The sequence below is a fragment of the Leyella lascolaii genome (genome assembly GCF_900079775.1).
Lineage (GTDB): Bacteria > Bacteroidota > Bacteroidia > Bacteroidales > Bacteroidaceae > Prevotella > Prevotella lascolaii.
In genome coordinates this window covers 274,033-293,512 of the sequence record NZ_LT556035.1, presented here as the reverse complement: position 1 = coordinate 293,512, position 19,480 = coordinate 274,033, and the positions used below count along the sequence as shown (strand labels likewise).

The following is a 19,480-nucleotide window of genomic DNA, read 5'->3' as shown; positions in this document are numbered from 1 at the left end:
TTATTGGTGAATTTCAGCTTTCAGTTCTTTCATGTTTTCAGTTACGCACTTGTCAACTGAAAAACTGAAACAAATGAATACTGAAAACAGGTTGGTTTATGTTTCAGTTGCCTGTCCTGTTTCGAACTTTACTTTTTCGTAAAATCCTTTCTTTGCCTTTGTGATTAGTCCAGACTTCATAAGCTCCTTTATATAGTTCATCACAGTACGGTCTGTAACACGCAGATTCTCCATTCCTGTTTTAATGGCAGTTTTTGTGTCAAAACTGTCTTCCAACAGATACAGCAACTCCTTGGACATAGAATCACAGGTGTCTTCAGCAACAAAGGCTCGGCAGCGTTGATAACAATTCTCACAATATTCATTGAGCTGTAATGCTCCTTCTATGGAATCCACATCAATACTTTGCAGATGGCTCTCGCCACAGGCGTATCTTAGAGCTTGGAGCAATAAGGCAATGCGTGCGACGTGGGTATTGTGCTTCATCACCCTCGTTTCAACATCCTCATCGTCCTCTATGGCATTGATGGCATCCACATTTCTGTTCCACCAACCAAAGAAAAGGGAGTGTGCGTCCTTGTCCATATAAAGGATATTTGGACAACATTCATTTGTGTCATTACACCTTGCATAGTCAAGTCCAAAGATTTTCCCGATGATGTCAGCCCATTTTCTTGAAGCCTCGCTCTGGCGCACATGGCCGTCTTCCTCATCCAGCCAGTGTGGAACTTTCTTGGATTTGGGATATACAACCAGAATACGGTCAAGAAAACCAGTATCCATGAATTTGGAAGCCATCAGTTCCTTCATTCGTTTGGTCTGTGTTGTACCGATGATGTTGACACATGGCTCTTCTACACGTTGTGGGCGGTCATTCTTGACACGGGTGTTCTCCAAGTGGCATCCGCTCCAGATGGAAAGTAGGCGTTCAAGCATGGGATTTTTCCCATACCTGTCTGTATTGGCAAGCAGTCCGAGAATTTCATCATAGTTGATGGCTATGCCACGCAAGTTGTTGTAATGCTCCAATACCAGAGCCTCCAATGTAAAGTCATCCAATGTGACCCTTTTCAGAATAGGCTTCTTCATTTCCTTGCTTCCGCTTTCCTTTGTTGCACATGCTGCCTCATATAGGTCAAGTTCATAGCAAAACTTGTCAAACAGCTTTCGTTCATACTCCCGAATTGGCTTGTATGCAAGCTGTAATGGTGGAGTTTTGCCCATGCCAGGTCTGCCAACCAATATGATATAAAGGGCGGCATTCGTGTTCCAATCCTGCTTAACGTGAATACGATAGGTATTGCCAAGAGCCGCTGATGCTGCCGACAGCATGGACATGGCGACATAATCCACCTTGAAATTGCCGTGCACCACCATGTCTATGATGATGGACTGCATTTTTTGTGGAAATACCTCAAGAGGGAAGCATGAGTCCGCTAAAGACTCGGCTTCCATGTTGATTTTGTTACAGAGTTCAAGCGCATCCATGATATTACCAGTTTAAGGGGTTCGGCTTGCGCTTGTTTCCTGCAAGAATGGCTGCATTCTCCTCCTCTGCCGTGAGAGGTACAGGATTCTTGCGGTTAGTCTCCAGCCACTTGTCAAGTTCATCTTGATAGAGGCAATAACGTTTGCCCGGCTTGGTGGCAGGAATGCTGCCGTTTCCAAGTTTCATGTAGAGAGTTGCCATTGGCATTTTCAGGTATGCCGATGCTTCCTCTACACTCATGGGTATGTGCGTGTTCGCCTTTTGTGGCTTGTTCTGTGATTGCAGATTGGTGATCATCTGCTTCATGCCCACCACTTCATCCCGAAGCTGGGCAACGACCATTGGAAGGTCGTTGAAAGTTAATTCCTTATTCATTCTGATACTTTGTTAATAACTGGTGCAAAGGAACAGAATGATGCTTCCGTTACTGAGGTTCGTGACAGTCATTTGTCATTCACGAAGGAATAACTCTAACAATGGGGATTATTCGGGAATTTCCTCCGTCGCATCATGGAAATCATATCTACCATTGGCAGGTTCGTCAATAGGAATGACATCATTGGAGCATGGTGCTTTCAGGTTCTTCAATGTGCTGTAGTCCAAGCCTTCAAATGGCTTTGGAAATAAAGCCTTGACAAAGGCTATTCGCATTGCCATTGTGTAATCACGTTTACCCAAACGTTCTGCGATATTCCAGACAAAGTGTCTGAGTGGGATATTCTCAACCGCCTCCTTGAAACGGTTTATTGCTGTCGGGGTATATTTGGTGTCGTTGCTCCATTCCTTGACAGCCTCAATTACCTTGTACAAATCTTCCTCATAAAGAAACCTTGACATGGTACGATGCACATAGTCAAGTACGGCTCTTGTTCGCTTGTCCTTTTCCTCCTGGGCTTTTTTTTCTTGTGCCTCTACACGCTTGGCATAGTCTTCATGACTGTATTTTACAGACTCTGTTTGTGGTAAGGTTTGCATTGGCTGTTCTTGTTCTATTGCCGACTCTGCTTCCACAACGTTTTTCTTTGTCTTGCTGTTGCTACCAATGGTCATCAGTTCATAGGGATAATTCACCATAGAAATGAATATCGCCCAAAGCAGGATGTTGCTCCCTACAAAGATGATTAACTCGACAAACAGACTTTGGTGAAAGTCATTGCCTACATACATAGCCACGACAAGAGAGATGGCGAGAATTGCAGTACCAACAAAAGCGTAGATGGTACAATCTGAAGTTGTCTTGTTTTCTATCATTATTGTATTCGTTTTATTGTTATTCGTTCAAAAACTTTCACAAAGTTAGATGCAGAAGCATGTAAAAACCGCATTTACGTTCTCTGGCACTCTTTCTTTTACGCTTTATTAGCGTTCTAATATGATATCATACTCTGAATCATACTTTAAACTGCTCGTTAGTGCCAGTTGCTGCTAATTGCTGACTACAAAGGTAAGGGCAAAGAAAAGGGAAATTTGCAGTTCCTCTTTAATATCAACAGAAATTGGAGTGAATTTGTCGGATTGGTTCTATCCATGACAGCAAATAGAACCAACAAAAAGAGAAAAGGACTATTGGAACACTATAATTCCAACAGTCCTTTTCTGCGTGTTATTGTCAAATGGTTACTTCTTCAAGGTGATACAGCCAACCGAAGCACGTTTCTGAGCATCGGAAATCTTGGCATACACCTCTGTCGTTGCCACATTCTTGTGACCGAGATAACGCTGCACTACGGCAATACTTGTTCCTGCGTCCAACTGGAGACAGGCAAAACTGTGGCGTGAGCAATGATAGGAGATATGCTTGGTGATCCCTGCATCTTTCAGCCAGTTCTTCAGCGGTGCCTGCGTCATGGAGTCTTTGAAATCAGGGAACACCTTGCCACGTTTATCCGGTGAATAGCCAATCAGTTCCAAGGCTTCCTCACTGATTGGGTTATGCACGATGTCCTTTGTCTTCTGCATTCGAGTGGTGACATACATTACACCATCGCTGCCGTATGGCTGTATTTCTTCCCAAGTGAGCTTCTTGATGTCGCTCTTTCGCAATGCCGTTAGGCAAGAGAACAGGAAGGCTCGCTTCAAGGCAGGAGCAGAGCATGGTGTGGATGCCAAGCGGATAACCTCGTCTTGTGAAAGATGCTCCTTGTCAGTCGGGATTGTCTCGATACGCTCCAAGAAACCGTTCGGATTCTCCTTTATCTTGCGGTCACGATAGGCAGTGTGGATTGAAGCATGGAAAGTTGACCAGTAGTTAGCTGCTGAGTTGATATGTAGTTTTCTGTTCTTATGCAGTCCCTGTGGTGCTGTCAGCAGATACTCACGAAATCTGTTGCACAAGTCCACGTTTATCTCCCCGAAGGTACACTTGCCTTGCGTGAATGTACGAAAGTGCATATAGACGTGCTGCCACTTGGAGTTCTTCTTGTCCGCCAGTTTCTTGAAGTAGGCAAGGAAATCTCCCTTCATCTTCTCCTTGTCGAAGAAATCGTAACGCTCGTTGACGATAGCCTCGAAGCGACGGCAGCGTATCGCCTCGGCTCTTGCCATAAGGTTGAGGTTGTACTTCTGTTCCATCTGGTTCTTCGGCTTGGCATAGATGTAGATGCCAAGCGACTCATGTCGGATGACTTTCATCGTGCTCTCGTCACGATAGCCAGGATAATAGTCAAGATAATAGGACAGCATGTGTCCGTCCTTGATTTTGCGTGTACGCAATGATACGGTCTTGCAAATGTTGCTCATAACTGATATGTATTATTGATGAGTATTCGTGGTGAAGTGTATCTTCACGGCTGCAAAATAACGGAATGAAATCTCCGTGACTCCAATTATTCATAGTAACTGATGGATAATGCTGAAATCACTTGCTTTCACAGTCCTTTTGCAGCTCTTTCTGCCATTGCTCGCTCCACATCCGTCTTCAAAAGCAGATTTTTTACACCCACCTTTATCTTACTGATATGGTGAACTCTCACTATATGGCAGATATTGGCACTTGTCAGACCATACAACTGCTGCACTTGTTCGGTGGTATAATAGTTGTCATCGTTCATGAGGTCAGTCCTGCGAAGTTCTTCAAGATGTTCCTTGGAATAATAGGTGCGACCATACTCACGTTTGGTCGGTATCTTATGGCGGTAAGTGTATGCCCTGAGTGCCGACTTGCTCATGCTGAAAGCATCACCTACATCATCAGCAGTCACCCATTCCGTGATGCTGTTGATGTCAACGGCAGTACCGAAGAACTCATCAATATGCCGTTTGCTGTAATAGTTCTTGCCAGCGATACGGCACATCGGTATCTGGTTGCGCTTGGCGGATGTATAGAGCCAAGACTTCTTGACCTTATAAATGGACATCACTTCCTCGCCCGAATAATAGTCAAGCACCTCATTCTCCTCTTTCCCTTTTGTTGGTTCCTGATTTTGTGTTGGCTTTTCTGTTTTCGCCTTTTTACAGGGTTTGCTCTTGCTGGCAGGAACCACACGCTTGTAGGGATTACCCTCAAACATCTTCTCTATATCAGCCTTTCTAACGAATGCCATTCTGCTGCTCAATCTTGATGCCTTCAACTTGCCGTTAGCCACAAGTTTGTAGATATACTGTCGGGTGCATCCCATCAGAATGGCTGCTTTGGAGAAGGTAAGATACTCCTGCTGTTGCAGATCCATGATTGGCTCAATACCGCTAATCAAGTCCTGCTGTCTTTTCTTCCTAAGTCGTTTTGCCTCTGCCTGACATTCCTCGGAACAGTATTTCTGCATACCGCTTCTTGGCACGAATGTCTTGCCACAAAATTCACATTTTCTTGTCGGTCTCATACTCTTTGATATTGCTATGTTCTACATACTTTGAGTATTCCACCGATGGAGTAAACGGAAGTGAACCATTGACAACCTTTGTCAACCAAGTCCACGATTTAACGCTTTTTGCCTGTCAGCTTCAAATCTGTCCTCCATCGTAACCACTCGTAAACCCTTGTCAACTACGTTCACGATATGACAAAATAAAAGCTCCGCAAATTCTCCACGGTAGAAATACGCTGCAAAAATATGTGGAAAATCGGGAACTGCCAAAAAGCACTCAGAAATTGTTAAAAATCAAATAGTATTGAAAATCAAGGCTTTATGGTTAGTTAGTCATAGTAAGTTATGGTTAGTTATAAGGCTCTAAATACAATGATTTTATATTATTTCCCGAAAAAATCGGAATGCAGCAAGAATGCTCACATTCCGAACTTACAGACACCTTACAAACGGTGTTCTAATGGCAATACAACAGCATTCAAGTCGTGTTCAGACAGTTTTATTGTTTTCCGTCTGTTTCTTATAAAGCATAATGTCTGTGTATTTGGAAGAGTAATTCATGTGTGCGTTGAACTCCACTTTTTCACAATTTTTGAAAGGGTGTCCGAGTGTCCTGTTTTCACCAAGCCATTCGCAAAGTTCAATTATCGATGACTTGTTGGATGTGAAATGGACAAAAGGTTTGTTCCTTAGCACGTTCAATACGTCCAAATAGTCGGAAAACCGCCAGTACATCTTATACGTACCTACATCCGTTGACAGATAAGGCAGGTCTACAATGAACACCACGCCCGGAACATTCTTGTACGTCATATACAGTTCCTTGTAGTCACATGACGTTACGGTCAGACCTTCCAGGTAATCGGGGCACGGCTGATAGTCCGTCTTGCGTATGTTGTTGTAAAGTGTTTCCTTGCGCATGGCTTCAAGGCTCGTGGCATACTTCATCGAGAACATCAGTGCCGATGATACGGTGATATAGTCCTCTTTTAGTACCTTTTCGTACCGTTTGGTACACCTTTTAAACCTATTTTTATTGCCAAAAACAACAGAAAAAGGCGACTTTTTAGGGTCGCCTTTGCTCGTAAATATCTGATTTTAAGTAGTTTAACTTTTGGAGCGGCAAACGGGATTCGAACCCGCGACCCCCAGCTTGGGAAGCTAGTGCTCTGCCAACTGAGCTACTGCCGCATTGTGCGCTTGCCTCTTCTCTGAGCCGATACCCGGACTCGAACCGGGGACCTATTCATTACGAATGAATTGCTCTACCAACTGAGCCATATCGGCATTGCATGACGTAAGCGTCATATCGGGTGCAAAGGTAAATCATTTTTTCCGAAAGACCAAATATTATGTGTGTTTTTTATTATGCCTGAATATTTGAACGGTCATGACGTTCTCAATTTTCTTCATTCAGAGAGTTTTCTCTCAGGATGTGCGGTTTTCTTTCACATTATTTGTATTTTTGTCATACGTATCATTGTCCTGTTTGGCTTCAGGCGGTAGTTCAGTCTGGGCGTTCTCAGGACTTTGGAAAATCTTCAGCCGCACGATGCCTGCTGCTTGAAATGAAAACAGAGCATTTAGTACGGCTCATATATAATTAGGAAAGTCTCTGAATATGATTACAATTGACACCTCCAACATGTGCTCGCATCTCCGTCGGAAACTCTTCGATGAGGACGGCGAGTATCATCGGCTATGGCAGGCAGTGTGTGAGGATAATGATTTGAGTGCGGTTGTGCGTTCACGACAGTTACATATATACCGTGGCGGCAAGAAGATTCTGATATTGAAGGGGAAGGCTGAGCCACAGATAATAAAGGACGATGTGATAGTAAGACTGCTGAAACGATAAAAGGGGAACCCATATGAAAGCAATTATATTAGGTGCTACAGGTGCGGTGGGAAGAGATCTCACGGAGATGCTGCTCAAGGACGATTATTTCGGGCAGGTAGATATATTTGTGCGCAGAGAAGTCAATGCGGTACATCCAAAACTGAAGGTTCACGTTGTTGATTTTGACCATCCGGAGAACTGGCAGGATCAGGTTCATGGCGATGTCGTATTCTCATGCATGGGCACCAACCGTAAGGCAGCGGGATGTAAGGACAGGCAACGTATGGTGGACTATACATATCAATATGGTTTTGCAGGGATAGCAGCCGGACATGGCGTTCCTGCCTATATTCTGGTCTCTTCTTTCGGTGCAGACCCCAAGAGCCGGTTCTTCTATACGAGAATGAAAGGTGAACTGGATGATGCCGTTCTGAAGCTGCCGTTCACCCGTACGGCCATAGTCCGTCCTACATCCTTAATCCGTAAGAACACGGACAAGACCATAGAGAAGATTTCCGTTCCGCTGTTGATGTTCCTCAATAAGTTGGGCTTGATGCGCGGGATGAAGCCTATGAAAACCGAAACCGTAGCCCGGGAAATGGTGAAGATTGCAAAAGGGAATATGCATGGAATATTCGAAGCCCGTGATATCCGGAATCTGGTGAATGAATAAACATCGATACTCTTTTGAGTATAAGGCATTCGGCTTATTTATACGGAGTCGGGTGTCAGGCTACAGCCGTGGTTTATTTTACATGATATTCATCATGACCGGACTGAAGAGGGTAGGGAACCGTGTTCGTATGGAACATGAAAGATTTCGCAAAGGTTTCAATATCCGGCTTGCGAACATTGAAACGGATGATTATAATTAAGTTAAATGTAATTGGATTTTTAACATTCGGTTTTTGACAATCTGTGTGCCGGTGCAGTTCTTTTGCCTGTCTCACACAGCATCTTCTGCTATGTTTCATGCAGTTTTGGGCTTCACCGCTTGCCGGAAAGCACCGTTTCGCATTTCTAAAATGCCTTTCCTGCATGCCGGATGAGGCTTTCCTGTCGTGCCGGAAAGCCTCTTTCGGGTTGCGGAAAAGGCTCTTCCGCGGTGCGGTGATTTATATTTAAAACACTGGTTACGCCTAATGCATTGTAAATCAACGGCATGACCTTAATGCTGAAATTCCATCCTTTATCCATCAGAATGTCGTTCGGATGAAAATAATCGGATTATGCGATGGATATGAACGGCAATGGGCGGGTTTTAGTTGATAATATGCAATCATGTCAGATGTGAATGTCATGCGGACAAGAAGATATGTATAAAGTGGAGAATGGGATTATGTTATAAGGTGAAATATGGAATCATGTATAATAAGGTAGGGGTATGAGAGCATAGGTATATGGAAAACGGCAGAGGAAGACCGCCATGTATGGTCTTTCACTGCCGTTTTCAGATGTTCTATAATAGCTGTCGCCGTCTGTTATTTCTGCATGTCGTATACCACCTGCATGATTTCCTTGCCGAGTCTGTCAGCCTCGTCCATCGTGTGTGCTTCGCTGTATACCCTTATGATAGGCTCGGTGTTCGATTTGCGCAGATGCACCCATTTGTCCTCGAAGTCTATTTTCACTCCGTCGATGTCGGTAATGCTTTCTCCTGCGTACATCCCCTTCACTTTATAGAGAATGGCGTCGATGTCAGTGTCCGGTGTAAGATCGATGCGGTTTTTCGCAATGAAGTATTCCGGATATGTGGCTTTCAGTTCGCTTGCCTTGCATTTCCTGTGAGCCAGATTGGAGAGAAACAGGGCTATTCCCACAAGGGCGTCGCGTCCGTAATGGCTTTCCGGATAAATCACTCCGCCGTTGCCCTCACCGCCGATCACAGCTCCTGTAGCCTTCATCATGGTGGTGACGTTCACCTCACCCACAGCGGAAGCGGTGTAGTGTCCTCCGTGCTGTTCGGTGATGTCGCGCAGGGCGCGTGTGGAGCTGAGGTTAGACACGGTGTTGCCCGGTGTGTGTGACAGCACATAGTCTGCCACGCTCACCAGCGTGTATTCCTCTCCGAACATTCTGCCGTCCTCGCAGATGAATGCCAGACGGTCTACGTCAGGGTCCACAACGATGCCCAGATCGTATTTGCCGTCGCGTGTGAGCGACATGATGTCACCGAGATTCTTCTCCAGCGGCTCCGGGTTATGCGCGAAGTTTCCGTCCGCCTTGCCGTTGAGTATATGGTATTCCACTCCCAGAGCGTCGAAAAGCTGCGGCAGGATGATGCCTCCCACGCTGTTTATGGTGTCGGCGCACACTCTGAAGTGAGCGTTGCGTATTGCTTCAGTGTCGACCAGCTGCAGGGCGAGCACACTGTCTATGTGGCGTCTGTTGAACGAGTCGTCCTCCGTATAGTGCCCCATGGCGTCTACATCGGCATATTCGAAGTCTTCGGCTTCGGCTATTCTCAGCACCTCGTTGCCGTCGTCCTTCGTGAGAAACTCGCCGTGAGAGTTGAGCAGTTTAAGGGCGTTCCACTGTCTCGGGTTGTGGCTTGCCGTGATGATTATGCCACCGTCAGCCTTCAGCATGGTCACAGCGAGCTCGGTGGTGGGGGTTGTCGCCAGTCCGATGTTCACAACGTCGTAGCCCATGCCGAGGAGTGTGCCGCACACGATGTCCTTAACCATCTCTCCGGAAATCCTCGCATCCCTTCCTACAACTATCCTGCCGCTGCCCGAAGCGGTGCTGCGCTTCATGAATGTGGCGTAAGCTGATGTGAACTTCACTATGTCCAGAGGGTTCAGGGTGTCGCCGGTGCGGCCTCCTATGGTGCCGCGTATTCCTGATATCGATTTTATTAGTGTCATGATTTTAATATCCTCGTTGATATGTTATTTCGTATAAGCATGGGTATACGCCCGATGAGGCGTACTGGTGGCCTTGGGTGTGAGGCACGATAAGCTTCACTTTGGCAATCTCCTCACCCGGTTTCGCCGGACGTCCTATCTTTATATAGCTGAGCGGTGCGAGCCATCCAGCCGGTACTGATCCGCTGCCGTAGATTGAGTACATCACGCTTGAGCCTTGTATGAATGACGCCTTGAACGTGCCTGATGTGTTCTTCACGCTCATCAGGTCTGGAAAGTTAAGCGATGAGTTCTCGATGTTGTTTGCGAGTTGCAGCGAGTCTGTGAGCAGGTTCCATTCCTTGAAGCGGCATATCACTGTAGCCGTCTCGCCGTCTTTAAGCTTTTCCCCGCATCCTTCACGTATTATCTGCATGTACACACCGGTGGTCTCGAATAGCACGTATTCGTTTTTCGACACGTCGGTGGTGGAGTCCTGTGCGTGGAACTCCTTCTCGGTTATCACCTTTATGTTTTCTTTCGCGATATAGCTTCTTATTGCAGAGCGCTCTTTCTTCTTCTGGTCAGCGTACGATTCGGTGTCGTCGCACGACATCAATGTGAACAGTGCGGCGCACGCAAGCAGTGCTAATTTTATCTTTCCCATATTTTATTAAAGTGTGATGTTTTCTGTTTGTTGTCTTGTATATGTGTCAGCCGTTACTCAAGGCGGTCCGTTACATATATTATAATATGTGTAGTCTGTGCAAAGTTATAAAATTAATGCGACATACTATTTTTGCTTATAGATAATTTAAGTATTATATATAATCATTATCCACACCGTAGCCGTGTCGTGGACACCGCTCCGTCATCTCAGCCTGTCGGCGTAGTGCATTATCGCCTTCCTTACAATCTCCTCGGCTTCTTCAAGCGAACATTCCAGCCTTCCGCCGCTTGCGTTGAGGTGACCGCCTCCATTGAAGAACTCGGCAGCCATTTCGTTGCACGGGAAATTGTCCACGGAGCGCAGGCTGAGCCACACAAGGTTGTCCCTGCGGTCGTCCTCCCGCAGTGAGACGGACAGTTTCATGCCTTTTATTTTGAGCGGTTCGTTCACCAGACCCTCGGCGTCTCCTTTTATAAAATGGAAGTCCTTCATGGTCTGGCGAGATATGGAGAAGTAGGAGGCGTTATATCCGTTAAGCACGTTAAGCTTCTGGCACATTATGTATCCGCGCAGTCTTATTGCCCACGAGCTGTAGTTGTTGAACACGTTGCGGTATATCTTGTCCTTGTTTATTCCTTTTGTCAGCAGCTCGCTTATGATGAAGTATATCTCAGGATTGTTCGAGTTGTATGTGAATCCTCCAGTGTCGGTCATCATGCCGCAATAGATGCATGCCGCGCATTTGGGCGTCATCTTGCCGAAGTCTCCGCTCTGGTGCATTATGCGGAACACGAGTTCGCATGTGCTGCTCATCTCCGGACGCGAGACGGTGAGCACGGTGTCCATCACCGGATCCATGTGGTGGTCTATCATTATTTTCTTTGCCGGAGAGTCTCTCAGCGTCTGCTCCATCTCGTCGACGCGCCCGAAGGCGTTGAAGTCCAGGCAGAATATGAGGTCGGCGCCGCACATGAGCGTCTCGGCTCTTTCTTTGTGCTTGTCGTAGCGTATTATTTTCTCAGAGTTGGGTAGCCATTGCAGAAAGTCCGGATATGCGTCCGGAATGATGATGTCGGCGGTCTTTCCTCTGTTGCTCAGGAACTCAAGCCACGCCAGCGAGGCTCCGAGAGCGTCACCGTCAGGCGACTTGTGGGTGCATATTATGATGTGTTGTGAACATTCGGTGTACCGGAGCAATGTCTCCAGTTCTTCTTGTGTGATTGTATTTATCTCCATAATGCCTGCAAAGTTAATAATTTTTGCTTATGATATGTCGCGAACGGGATATAATTATATATGTGTCTGCGTTTTTATGTGCCATAAATGATGCCGTATTGCAACTTTCGGAGCACATCAGGCGTCAAAAGATAAGAAAATGTAAACATCATAGCAATGAACAGAATATCAGTATTGTATGGAATGCTTGCCCTTGGGGCGTGTCTTGTGTGTGTGTCGTGCGGAAATGTATGGAAAAGCCGCGACCGGAAGGAACCTGTGGTGACAGTGGAGCGTAAGGTGCGGTATTTCTCAAAGATAGAGGTAGAGTATCCTTGCGATGTGATTTTTGCGCAGTCAGACTCGCTCTATGTCAGTGTGTCCGGAACCCGTGACGCCGTGAACGGCATCGTCACGGTGCACGACGGCGACAGGCTTGTCATCCGTCCGAAAATGCTGCCGGGCATGCTGCTGCCGGCACGGTTGTCTTCTGTGGCGAACATTTATGTCAGTTCACCTGACCTTACTGATGTCATGTTTAAGACAGCCGGCTCGTTCAGAGTCACCGGTCCGTTGGACACGGACACGTTGAGAGTACGGCTGACAGGCTCGGGTGACGTGTGGTTCGGCAGGATAGTGTGTGACGCTCTGTCTGTGGAGCTTGAGGGAAGCGGCAATGTCAGCATCGATTCGGTGAGAGGCGTAAGCTCGTATGTGTCGCTTCTCGGAGCAGGGAATGTGAAAGTAAGACAATACAAGTTTGCCGATTCACATCTCAGACTCATGGGCGTGGGCGACATGGACGCTACGTTTGAGGACTGCAACCGTGTGGAGTGCGAGCTTATGGGCGTGGGCAACATGAATCTGAGGGGTACTGTCAGAAGTCTGTCGCAGAACAAAAAGGGTACGGGCAGCATAAATACTGACGAACTCAGGTTCAGTCATTGACCGCCTTGCCTTACAGCTGCTTCCGGCTGAATGTTATGGCTGACGTGTAGCGTGCCATGAAACGCCTTACAGCCGGAACGGGCATTATGGCCTTTTCCATAATAAGTATGCCTGCGACTGCCGTTGCTATGCCGAGCATCACGTCTATTATGTAGTGATGGCTGGTGTAGACGGCAGTCCACCATATGCCTGCGCATATGAACGCGAAAACACCGGTTGTGATACGCCCGCTACGGCTTATGGCAGCGTAGACGGTCGCTATGAGCATGTATGCGGCATGAAGCGACGGTACGGCGGCGAACACATTGGCGTTCTTGCCGTAAAGGGCATGGAACACGGGAATGCCTGTCAGCAGGTCGAAGCGTCCGAGTCCGGCGACGTTGCCCGGGGTGTTGAGTATTGGCTCAAAACCGTAGTTCATGGCATACCATGGCGGTGCTGCCGGATGGATGTAATAACCGCAGAAGCCGAGCAGGTTTACAAAAAGAAATGCCAGTGAGAAATGCAGATAATTGCTGTAGTCGCCTTTTGCGTAAAGATATATCCCGAAGCCAAGTGGCACAGGCACCCAGCACAGATAGAACAGTCCTGCCATGATGTCGGCGGGGACGCAGTGATGTATTGCGAAATATTCGCACGGAATGAGTGTCGTCCCGTCTGCATTTATGCCGAAGAGCGTCTTCTCGCTTTCGTACAGCCCTTTCACATCAATGGGGTTTACCTCGTAGTTGGGCAGAAGTCGCATCCAGTCGTATGAGCATGCGAATATGAGCCACGGGGTAAGCGCCAACGCCACCTTGCGGGTGGGTTTCAATATCGCAAGTACCGCATATAATATAATAATGTAGAAGCTGAACATCGGTTATTTCTTCTCACTTTTGTTCAACACCTTGTAGCAATGGCAGATGCGCCAGAATGCCGTGATGTTTGCCAGTATGGCGATTATGACGATGGGCACTACAAGAAACCACAGGTTGTCGAATATTCCGCAGAGTATTGCTCCGAGGCTCGTCAGGACCACACGCTCGGGTCTCTGCATGAGCCCTACCTTACATTCGATGCCAAGACCTTCGGCGCGTGCTCTGACATAGCTCACCATCACGGAGCCCACCATTGCAAGAAACGTCAGTACACCGCCGGTGACCCATGAGTTGAGAATGAGATACATGGCTATCCCGAAAAGGGTGAAGAGCTCGCTGTAGCGGTCGAGCGTCGAGTCCCAAAGTGCTCCGAACATTGACGACATGTTGCCTATGCGTGCCAGACGCCCGTCCATCATGTCGAAAAGTCCGGCAAACAGAATCACCGCACCGCTCCATCCCACGATTGATGTGCTTTCTGTCATTTCTCCCGCAGCGTAGAGTAGCATTATCGTGGCGGCTATGTTGAGCACGAATCCTATTGTTGTCACGAGGTTGGGTGTGAAACCTATCCTTATCATTCCTTTTATGACAGGAGTTATGATGACATATATTATCTTTTGCAGGAAATCTCTGTATTTCATGATTTGAATTTTTGTTGTTATTTGTTTTTTGAATTGAATACGAACCTATATTGCATCTGGTAGTTCCAGAATACAGCCACTATGACGGAAACGATGATTTTTGAGAACATGAAGTACTGGTCGGACAATTCTGTCAGTATGTAAGTGCCGTAAGTGTTGAGCAGTATGCTTCCGCCCCATACAACGAGATAGCGTATGGCGATGTTCCTTTTTTTCATTTCGAATGCGTGGAATACCCATCTGTAGTTTATCAGACAGTTGGCTATTCCTCCGTTCAGTGCTCCGATGAATGTGGAATAGCCGTACCACAAACCGAAGACGTGCGCCAGTATTATTGTGGTGCCGAAGTCTATGGCGGATGCTATCCATGCCGAACATTGTGCCTTGCAGAAGGTTATAAGTTTCGTCCTTAAATTATCCATTGCACCGCGACGATGATTATGAGACTGTATACACCGGCAAGAATGTCGTCTGCCATGACATAGAAAGCTCCTTTGCGCCTGTCAAGTGTTCTGATGCCGAGCGGCTTTAATATGTCAAATAAACGGAAAAGAACGAATGAGGCAAGTACAAGCCACATGTCTGAAGCCGGTACGGCAAGCAGCGGAACCCATACACCCACCATCTCGTCGATGACCACTTTCTGAGGGTCTGAACCCCAAAAAGGCGAAAGGCGTCTGACAGCCCATGTGCCTGCTATCGTGAAAACTACTATGCATGAAAGGGTTACGGCAAAAAGGAGCGTGGAATTAAGCATAAAAGAAAGGGCATACCATATGAGCATGCCTGTCAATGCACCTGCAGTTCCGGGCCCCCATGGCCAGAACCCGCTGCCAAAGCCCGTGCCGATAATCGTGGGTAAAAGCGGCAGTTTCTTCATACAATGGTGCAAAATTAGTAGAAAAATATTAAAAAGCAAAAAGTTTTCTTGTTTTTTTTGATATCTATGTATAACTTTGCAACGGCATTTTTTTGAGTAATTATATAAAGGTGAAAAGATTCTTTTGTTATATATTTGTGTTTTTCTTTGTGGCTGTCTCTGCCATGGCGCAAATAACGGGTGAAATCGTGGATGAGGATGGATATGCCATTCCCAACGCGAGTGCCATATATAAAGGACACCATGTGGCGGTTGTAAGCGACATCAACGGTAAATTCTCTATAGAACGTCATGAGGGTTGGACACTCACGTTCAGCTCTGTGGGATTCAAGACGCAGACGGTAAAGGTGACTCAGGACACTCCGTCATATCTGCGGATAGTGCTGAAGGAGGATTCCAGAAACCTAAGCGAGGTTGTCATAAAAAGCAAGCGTGACAAATATTCGCGCAAGAACAATCCCGCGGTGGAGCTTATGAAGCGCGTGATTGCGGCAAAAGAGCGTACCGATCTTGACAATCACGACTATTATCAGTATAATAAATATCAGAAAATAACTTTCTCCGTAAACGACATAAAGCCGGATGATCTGGATAAGGGAATATTCAAGAAGCAGTCGTGGCTGGCAGACCAGATAGAGACAAGCACATTCAATAATAAGCTTATTTTGCCGATATCTGTGGATGAGACTGTGACGCAGCACATTTACAGGAAAGATCCTAAGGTGGAGAAGGACATCATTAAGGGACAGCGTTCTGACGGAATAAACAATGTGTTGCAGACAGGCGAGATACTCAACACCATGCTGAAGGAGATTTTTACGGACGTCGACATATACGACGATCATGTGCGTCTGCTTCAGTATCAGTTCACGAGCCCTATAGGAGAGACTGCTATTTCATTCTACAGGTTTTATATTGAGGACACCGTATACGTTGACCGTGACCTGTGTTATCATCTGCAGTTCCTGCCGAACAACCAGCAGGACTTCGGATTCAGGGGTGAGCTTTATGTGCTTGCGGACTCTACGTTGCATGTAAAGCGTTGCTCTCTGACATTGCCGAAGAGCAGTATCGTCAATTTCGTCGACAATATGAAGATAGAACAGGAATACACCAAGCTGCCGAACGGGGAGTGGGTGCTGACTGTCGACGACATGATGGTAGAATTGAGAGTGAACGACCTGCTCGGGAAAATGCTTGTCACGAGGACCACACGTCTGAGTGATTATGCCTTTGACGAGCTTCCCGGAAAACTGTTCAAAGGAAAGGCTAAGGTGAGACATGAGGCGGACGCCATGATAAGGGACGAGGCTTTCTGGAACCAATATAGGGCGGTCGGTCTGACGAAGAGCGAGTCGTCAATGAATGAGTTCATCCATCGCATGGAGCAGTCGAAAAACTACAGATGGATAATATTCGGAGTCCGGGCGTTCCTTGAAAACTATGTGGAGACGGGAACATCGCGCACGAAGAGTAAGTTTGACTTCGGACCGGTGAACACCATTGTTTCCAAGAACTTTGTGGACGGGTTCCGGTTCAGGATAAGCGGACGCACAACGGCAAACCTCAACAAACATCTGTTCTGGAGCGGGTATTATGCTTACGGTACGGAATCGAGGAAACATTATTATGGTACGGAGATAACATACAGTCTGAACAAAAAGAAGAATGTTCCGTTCGAGTTCCCGCAGCGTAACATAATATTCGAGTCATCGTATGATGTGATGTCTCCTGCTGACAAATTCCTACTTCACAACAAGGATAATATGTTCATGGCTTTCCGCACACAGAAGGTGGAGCAGATGTATTTCTATAACAGGCAGAAGCTGAGTTTTGTATATGAGACGGACTGGGGATTCAGTATTGACACATCAATAAAGGCAGAAAGCAACGAGCCCACGGGTGATTTGATATTTGAACGCATGACGCCTGCCATCAATAAAGATGGGGAAGAGGTGAAGAATCTTGTGTCGAAAATACGCACTACCGAATTTAAGTTCGGCTTGAGATACTGTCCCGGACAGACGTTCATCAATACAAAGCAGCACCGTTGGCCTGTAAACCTCGACGCTCCGGAGTTCACTCTAAGCCATACTGTGGGACTGAAGGGCTTCCTCGGTGGTCAATATCGGCTTAATTTTACGGAGGCTGGCATATACAAGAGGTTCTGGCTGGGCAGCTGGGGATATGTAGACACCCATCTTAACGGTGGAATACAATGGGATAAAGTGCCTTTCCCGTTGCTAATAATGCCTCCTGTGAATCTGTCGTATTTCGAACATGAGAATACGTTCAACATGATGAGAAATATGGAATTCCTTAGCGACAGATATGCATTCTGGGCAGTCGCGTGGGATATGAACGGCAAACTGCTTAACCGTATACCTCTTGTAAAGAAACTGAAGTGGCGTGAGTATATAGCCGTGAAGGGTATGTGGGGAATGGTTACGGACAAGAACAACCCGTTCCTCGAGCGCAACAGTGCGGACAATTTGCTGTTCCGCTTCCCTGAAGGAGCCGGAATCATGGATAAGAACAAACCTTATTGGGAGGTTGTTGTTGGAGTCCACAATATCTTCAAGTTCTTTGGAGTGGACTATGTACGCCGTCTGACATATACGGACACGCCGGGCGTGAAGAAGAACGGAGTGCGTTTCAGTTTTATGATGAGCTTCTGACAGATATTTAATATATATGAGAAAAATCAGAAATCCTTTTATAGGAAAAGAAGGTTATAATTGTTTCGGCTGCTCGCCGGACAATCCTTTCGGATTGCATATGGAGTTTTATGAGGATGGCGATGACGTTGTATCCTACTGGCATCCTCACGACCATTTTCAAGGATGGACCGGTGTGATGCATGGCGGAATACTTGCTACGATGATAGACGAGACTGCCGGATGGGTGGTTATGCGCAAGCTGCAGACCTCAGGCATGACATCACGTCTGAATCTGAAATATTTATATCCTGTCAGTTCGGACTCTTCACAGGTCACTGTGCGTGCAAGAATCACCGGACGCAAGCGCAATTATTGTGTAATATCGGTTTCGCTCGAAGACGAGACTGGCAGGACTTGCGTTGAGGCTGAGGCTGTTTATTTCGCGTTTAATAAAGAACGTGCGGACGAAATGGGCTTTTCCGGTTGCGATTTATATGAAGAATAGTGTTTCGAATGTGAATAAACGGTAATTTTAATAATTTCTATGACTTTCATGCAATAAAGACATTGTTTCTTCGTTGTCTTTAAAAGATATTATAGCAATCAGCAAAATGACTATGGAAAATTTGCCTTCACGTTTTCAGAAGCTTATCTTTTTGGATTTTAGCATTTCCAAAAAGAAATGTGACAATTTTGTTATAAGGCTTATATGTGTCCTTGCCGTGTTTCTTGTTGCGGCGTTCTTGTTGTATCACATATCAGGTATGGCATCTTTTTTCAGGACTATGGATTTGTCCGACAAGCAACTGATGCTTACGCTAAATTATGACGGAGGCAGCGTGACGGACGGTTTCTGGTACATGCTGTCGTCAAAATACTCTTCCATACCTTTAATAGTCGGACTGCTGTTTTCTTTTTACTATTTTAAGGCAAAGTGGTATGAGGCGCTTTTTATTGTATTAAGTATTGTACTTGTTATATTTTTGTCAGACCAGATTTCTTCTTCTATTATAAAGCCATATTTCTGTAGACTCCGTCCTTCACACAGTCCCGCAATTGCCGACATGCTTCATTATGTGAACGAATACAGGAGCGGCAGATATGGGTTTGTGTCAAGCCATGCCGCTAACGCCCTTGGTGTGGCGACATATCTGTCGTTGGTTTTCAGGAAGAAAAAGTTTGTTCTTTCACTTTGGTTGTGGGCTATTTGCCTGTGCTATTCACGCATCTATCTTGGGGTTCATTATCCGGGAGACGTATTCTTCGGTGGAATCTTGGGCGTGATAGTTGGCGGCGGAGTGTATTATATTGCCAGATATGCTTACACACATTGTCTTTTCAAGATATGCACGATAGATTTTTATACTACCGGAATTTCCATACGATGCGCCTTGTTGAACACTGCAATATTAGGAACGATTATGTTTATCTTGTGTTACAGCATGGTTGTCAATTTGCTATGAGCAAACCTTCATAGTGCTGAATTTTTCATATGAAAGAACGTCGGATGCTTTTTCGCGTGTCATGAATAAAAAACAAGTGCGCGTTTCTTGTGAAATCTGCCATGATGTTGTTTATATGAAGAAAAGCCTGCGGCTTGGTTCAAACGGTTGACAGCTTGTTTT

Annotated in this window: 18 protein-coding genes, 2 tRNA genes and 1 pseudogene; 6 read left to right on the top strand and 15 right to left on the bottom strand. The window is 46.2% G+C overall.

Annotated elements, in window-relative coordinates; translation table 11 throughout:
* Positions 1-96 precede the first annotated feature (96 nt).
* The 8 genes and pseudogenes from BN4609_RS02415 to BN4609_RS02380 form a co-directional block, all read right to left on the bottom strand.
* Positions 97-1,488 (bottom strand): DUF3987 domain-containing protein, encoded by a 1,392-nt coding sequence (locus BN4609_RS02415; protein ID WP_068855162.1) that lies wholly within the window; start codon positions 1,486-1,488, stop codon positions 97-99.
* 4 nt (positions 1,489-1,492) lie between these two features.
* Complete coding sequence (locus tag BN4609_RS02410) at positions 1,493-1,864, bottom strand: helix-turn-helix domain-containing protein (protein ID WP_068855161.1); 372 nt, start codon at positions 1,862-1,864, stop codon at positions 1,493-1,495.
* Between the two features lie 108 nt (positions 1,865-1,972).
* Positions 1,973-2,740, bottom strand: coding sequence for a hypothetical protein (locus BN4609_RS02405; protein ID WP_068855160.1), 768 nt, complete (start codon positions 2,738-2,740; stop codon positions 1,973-1,975).
* A gap of 366 nt (positions 2,741-3,106) precedes the next feature.
* Complete coding sequence (locus BN4609_RS02400) at positions 3,107-4,228, bottom strand: site-specific integrase (protein WP_068855159.1); 1,122 nt, start codon at positions 4,226-4,228, stop codon at positions 3,107-3,109.
* Positions 4,229-4,356: 128 nt separating this feature from the next.
* On the bottom strand, positions 4,357-5,307 hold the full coding sequence (locus BN4609_RS02395; RefSeq protein WP_068855158.1) for a helix-turn-helix domain-containing protein: 951 nt from the start codon (positions 5,305-5,307) through the stop codon (positions 4,357-4,359).
* A gap of 474 nt (positions 5,308-5,781) precedes the next feature.
* Positions 5,782-6,276: pseudogene (locus BN4609_RS02390) on the bottom strand (DNA adenine methylase); the annotation flags it as partial.
* A gap of 131 nt (positions 6,277-6,407) precedes the next feature.
* Positions 6,408-6,483, bottom strand: a tRNA-Gly gene (locus BN4609_RS02385).
* Between the two features lie 23 nt (positions 6,484-6,506).
* Positions 6,507-6,579: transfer RNA gene (locus BN4609_RS02380), tRNA-Thr, on the bottom strand.
* Between the two features lie 334 nt (positions 6,580-6,913).
* Here BN4609_RS02380 and BN4609_RS02375 point away from each other — a divergent pair.
* Entirely contained in the window at positions 6,914-7,150 is a 237-nt protein-coding gene (locus tag BN4609_RS02375) for a hypothetical protein (protein WP_206196532.1), read from the top strand.
* 13 nt (positions 7,151-7,163) lie between these two features.
* Positions 7,164-7,805 (top strand): NAD(P)H-binding protein, encoded by a 642-nt coding sequence (locus tag BN4609_RS02370; RefSeq protein ID WP_068855157.1) that lies wholly within the window; start codon positions 7,164-7,166, stop codon positions 7,803-7,805.
* 808 nt (positions 7,806-8,613) lie between these two features.
* Here the strand turns inward: BN4609_RS02370 and glmM are convergent.
* From glmM to BN4609_RS02350, 3 genes are all read right to left on the bottom strand, one after another.
* On the bottom strand, positions 8,614-9,999 hold the full coding sequence (glmM, locus tag BN4609_RS02360; RefSeq protein ID WP_068855155.1) for a phosphoglucosamine mutase: 1,386 nt from the start codon (positions 9,997-9,999) through the stop codon (positions 8,614-8,616).
* 4 nt (positions 10,000-10,003) lie between these two features.
* On the bottom strand, positions 10,004-10,645 hold the full coding sequence (gene bamK, locus BN4609_RS02355) for a BamK family beta-barrel-assembly machinery protein (protein ID WP_021993234.1): 642 nt from the start codon (positions 10,643-10,645) through the stop codon (positions 10,004-10,006).
* A 204-nt stretch (positions 10,646-10,849) separates the two neighbouring features.
* Positions 10,850-11,884 carry a DHH family phosphoesterase gene (locus tag BN4609_RS02350; protein ID WP_068855154.1) on the bottom strand — a complete coding sequence of 345 codons (1,035 nt, stop codon included), beginning with the start codon at positions 11,882-11,884 and terminating at the stop codon, positions 10,850-10,852.
* 156 nt (positions 11,885-12,040) lie between these two features.
* Between BN4609_RS02350 and BN4609_RS02345 the strand changes: the two genes are divergently transcribed.
* On the top strand, positions 12,041-12,811 hold the full coding sequence (locus tag BN4609_RS02345; RefSeq protein WP_084791325.1) for a GIN domain-containing protein: 771 nt from the start codon (positions 12,041-12,043) through the stop codon (positions 12,809-12,811).
* A 10-nt stretch (positions 12,812-12,821) separates the two neighbouring features.
* On the opposite strand, the gene BN4609_RS02340 is transcribed toward BN4609_RS02345, so the two are convergent.
* The 4 genes from BN4609_RS02340 to BN4609_RS02325 are packed head-to-tail and all read right to left on the bottom strand — an operon-like array spanning position 12,822 to position 15,195.
* Positions 12,822-13,670: a phosphatase PAP2 family protein gene (locus BN4609_RS02340; RefSeq protein WP_068855152.1), complete on the bottom strand. Its 849-nt coding sequence runs from the start codon at positions 13,668-13,670 to the stop codon at positions 12,822-12,824.
* Positions 13,671-13,673: 3 nt separating this feature from the next.
* Positions 13,674-14,315 carry a CDP-alcohol phosphatidyltransferase family protein gene (locus BN4609_RS02335; RefSeq protein ID WP_068855151.1) on the bottom strand — a complete coding sequence of 214 codons (642 nt, stop codon included), beginning with the start codon at positions 14,313-14,315 and terminating at the stop codon, positions 13,674-13,676.
* Between the two features lie 17 nt (positions 14,316-14,332).
* Positions 14,333-14,737: a GtrA family protein gene (locus tag BN4609_RS02330; protein ID WP_021993229.1), complete on the bottom strand. Its 405-nt coding sequence runs from the start codon at positions 14,735-14,737 to the stop codon at positions 14,333-14,335.
* A complete protein-coding gene (locus BN4609_RS02325) occupies positions 14,725-15,195 on the bottom strand; it encodes a phosphatidylglycerophosphatase A family protein (RefSeq protein ID WP_068855150.1) in 471 nt (156 codons plus the stop codon). Before BN4609_RS02325 ends, BN4609_RS02330 begins: the two co-directional genes overlap by 13 nt.
* A 164-nt stretch (positions 15,196-15,359) precedes the next feature.
* Here BN4609_RS02325 and BN4609_RS02320 point away from each other — a divergent pair, with 164 nt between their 5' ends.
* The 3 genes from BN4609_RS02320 to BN4609_RS02310 all read left to right on the top strand — a co-directional run bounded on the left by BN4609_RS02320 (position 15,360) and on the right by BN4609_RS02310 (position 19,318).
* Positions 15,360-17,873: a DUF5686 family protein gene (locus BN4609_RS02320; RefSeq protein ID WP_068855262.1), complete on the top strand. Its 2,514-nt coding sequence runs from the start codon at positions 15,360-15,362 to the stop codon at positions 17,871-17,873.
* Between the two features lie 16 nt (positions 17,874-17,889).
* Entirely contained in the window at positions 17,890-18,360 is a 471-nt protein-coding gene (locus tag BN4609_RS02315; protein ID WP_021993226.1) for a PaaI family thioesterase, read from the top strand.
* A 259-nt stretch (positions 18,361-18,619) separates the two neighbouring features.
* Positions 18,620-19,318 (top strand): phosphatase PAP2 family protein, encoded by a 699-nt coding sequence (locus BN4609_RS02310; protein ID WP_164071549.1) that lies wholly within the window; start codon positions 18,620-18,622, stop codon positions 19,316-19,318.
* Positions 19,319-19,480: the final 162 nt, after the last annotated feature.

Bases quoted from the DNA above. Each gene is read 5' to 3' on its own strand.
- BN4609_RS02320 (WP_068855262.1), top strand. From the start codon at position 15,360: ATGGCGCAAATAACGGGTGAAATCGTGGATGAGGATGGATATGCCATT.
- BN4609_RS02340 (WP_068855152.1), bottom strand. From the start codon at position 13,670: ATGTTCAGCTTCTACATTATTATATTATATGCGGTACTTGCGATATTG.
- BN4609_RS02405 (WP_068855160.1), bottom strand. From the start codon at position 2,740: ATGATAGAAAACAAGACAACTTCAGATTGTACCATCTACGCTTTTGTT.
- BN4609_RS02400 (WP_068855159.1), bottom strand. From the start codon at position 4,228: ATGAGCAACATTTGCAAGACCGTATCATTGCGTACACGCAAAATCAAG.
- BN4609_RS02310 (WP_164071549.1), top strand. From the start codon at position 18,620: ATGGCATCTTTTTTCAGGACTATGGATTTGTCCGACAAGCAACTGATG.
- BN4609_RS02395 (WP_068855158.1), bottom strand. From the start codon at position 5,307: ATGAGACCGACAAGAAAATGTGAATTTTGTGGCAAGACATTCGTGCCA.
- BN4609_RS02350 (WP_068855154.1), bottom strand. From the start codon at position 11,884: ATGGAGATAAATACAATCACACAAGAAGAACTGGAGACATTGCTCCGG.
- BN4609_RS02415 (WP_068855162.1), bottom strand. From the start codon at position 1,488: ATGGATGCGCTTGAACTCTGTAACAAAATCAACATGGAAGCCGAGTCT.
- BN4609_RS02345 (WP_084791325.1), top strand. From the start codon at position 12,041: ATGAACAGAATATCAGTATTGTATGGAATGCTTGCCCTTGGGGCGTGT.
- bamK (WP_021993234.1), bottom strand. From the start codon at position 10,645: ATGGGAAAGATAAAATTAGCACTGCTTGCGTGCGCCGCACTGTTCACA.
- BN4609_RS02370 (WP_068855157.1), top strand. From the start codon at position 7,164: ATGAAAGCAATTATATTAGGTGCTACAGGTGCGGTGGGAAGAGATCTC.
- BN4609_RS02335 (WP_068855151.1), bottom strand. From the start codon at position 14,315: ATGAAATACAGAGATTTCCTGCAAAAGATAATATATGTCATCATAACT.
- glmM (WP_068855155.1), bottom strand. From the start codon at position 9,999: ATGACACTAATAAAATCGATATCAGGAATACGCGGCACCATAGGAGGC.
- BN4609_RS02325 (WP_068855150.1), bottom strand. From the start codon at position 15,195: ATGAAGAAACTGCCGCTTTTACCCACGATTATCGGCACGGGCTTTGGC.
- BN4609_RS02375 (WP_206196532.1), top strand. From the start codon at position 6,914: ATGATTACAATTGACACCTCCAACATGTGCTCGCATCTCCGTCGGAAA.
- BN4609_RS02315 (WP_021993226.1), top strand. From the start codon at position 17,890: ATGAGAAAAATCAGAAATCCTTTTATAGGAAAAGAAGGTTATAATTGT.
- BN4609_RS02410 (WP_068855161.1), bottom strand. From the start codon at position 1,864: ATGAATAAGGAATTAACTTTCAACGACCTTCCAATGGTCGTTGCCCAG.
- BN4609_RS02330 (WP_021993229.1), bottom strand. From the start codon at position 14,737: ATGGATAATTTAAGGACGAAACTTATAACCTTCTGCAAGGCACAATGT.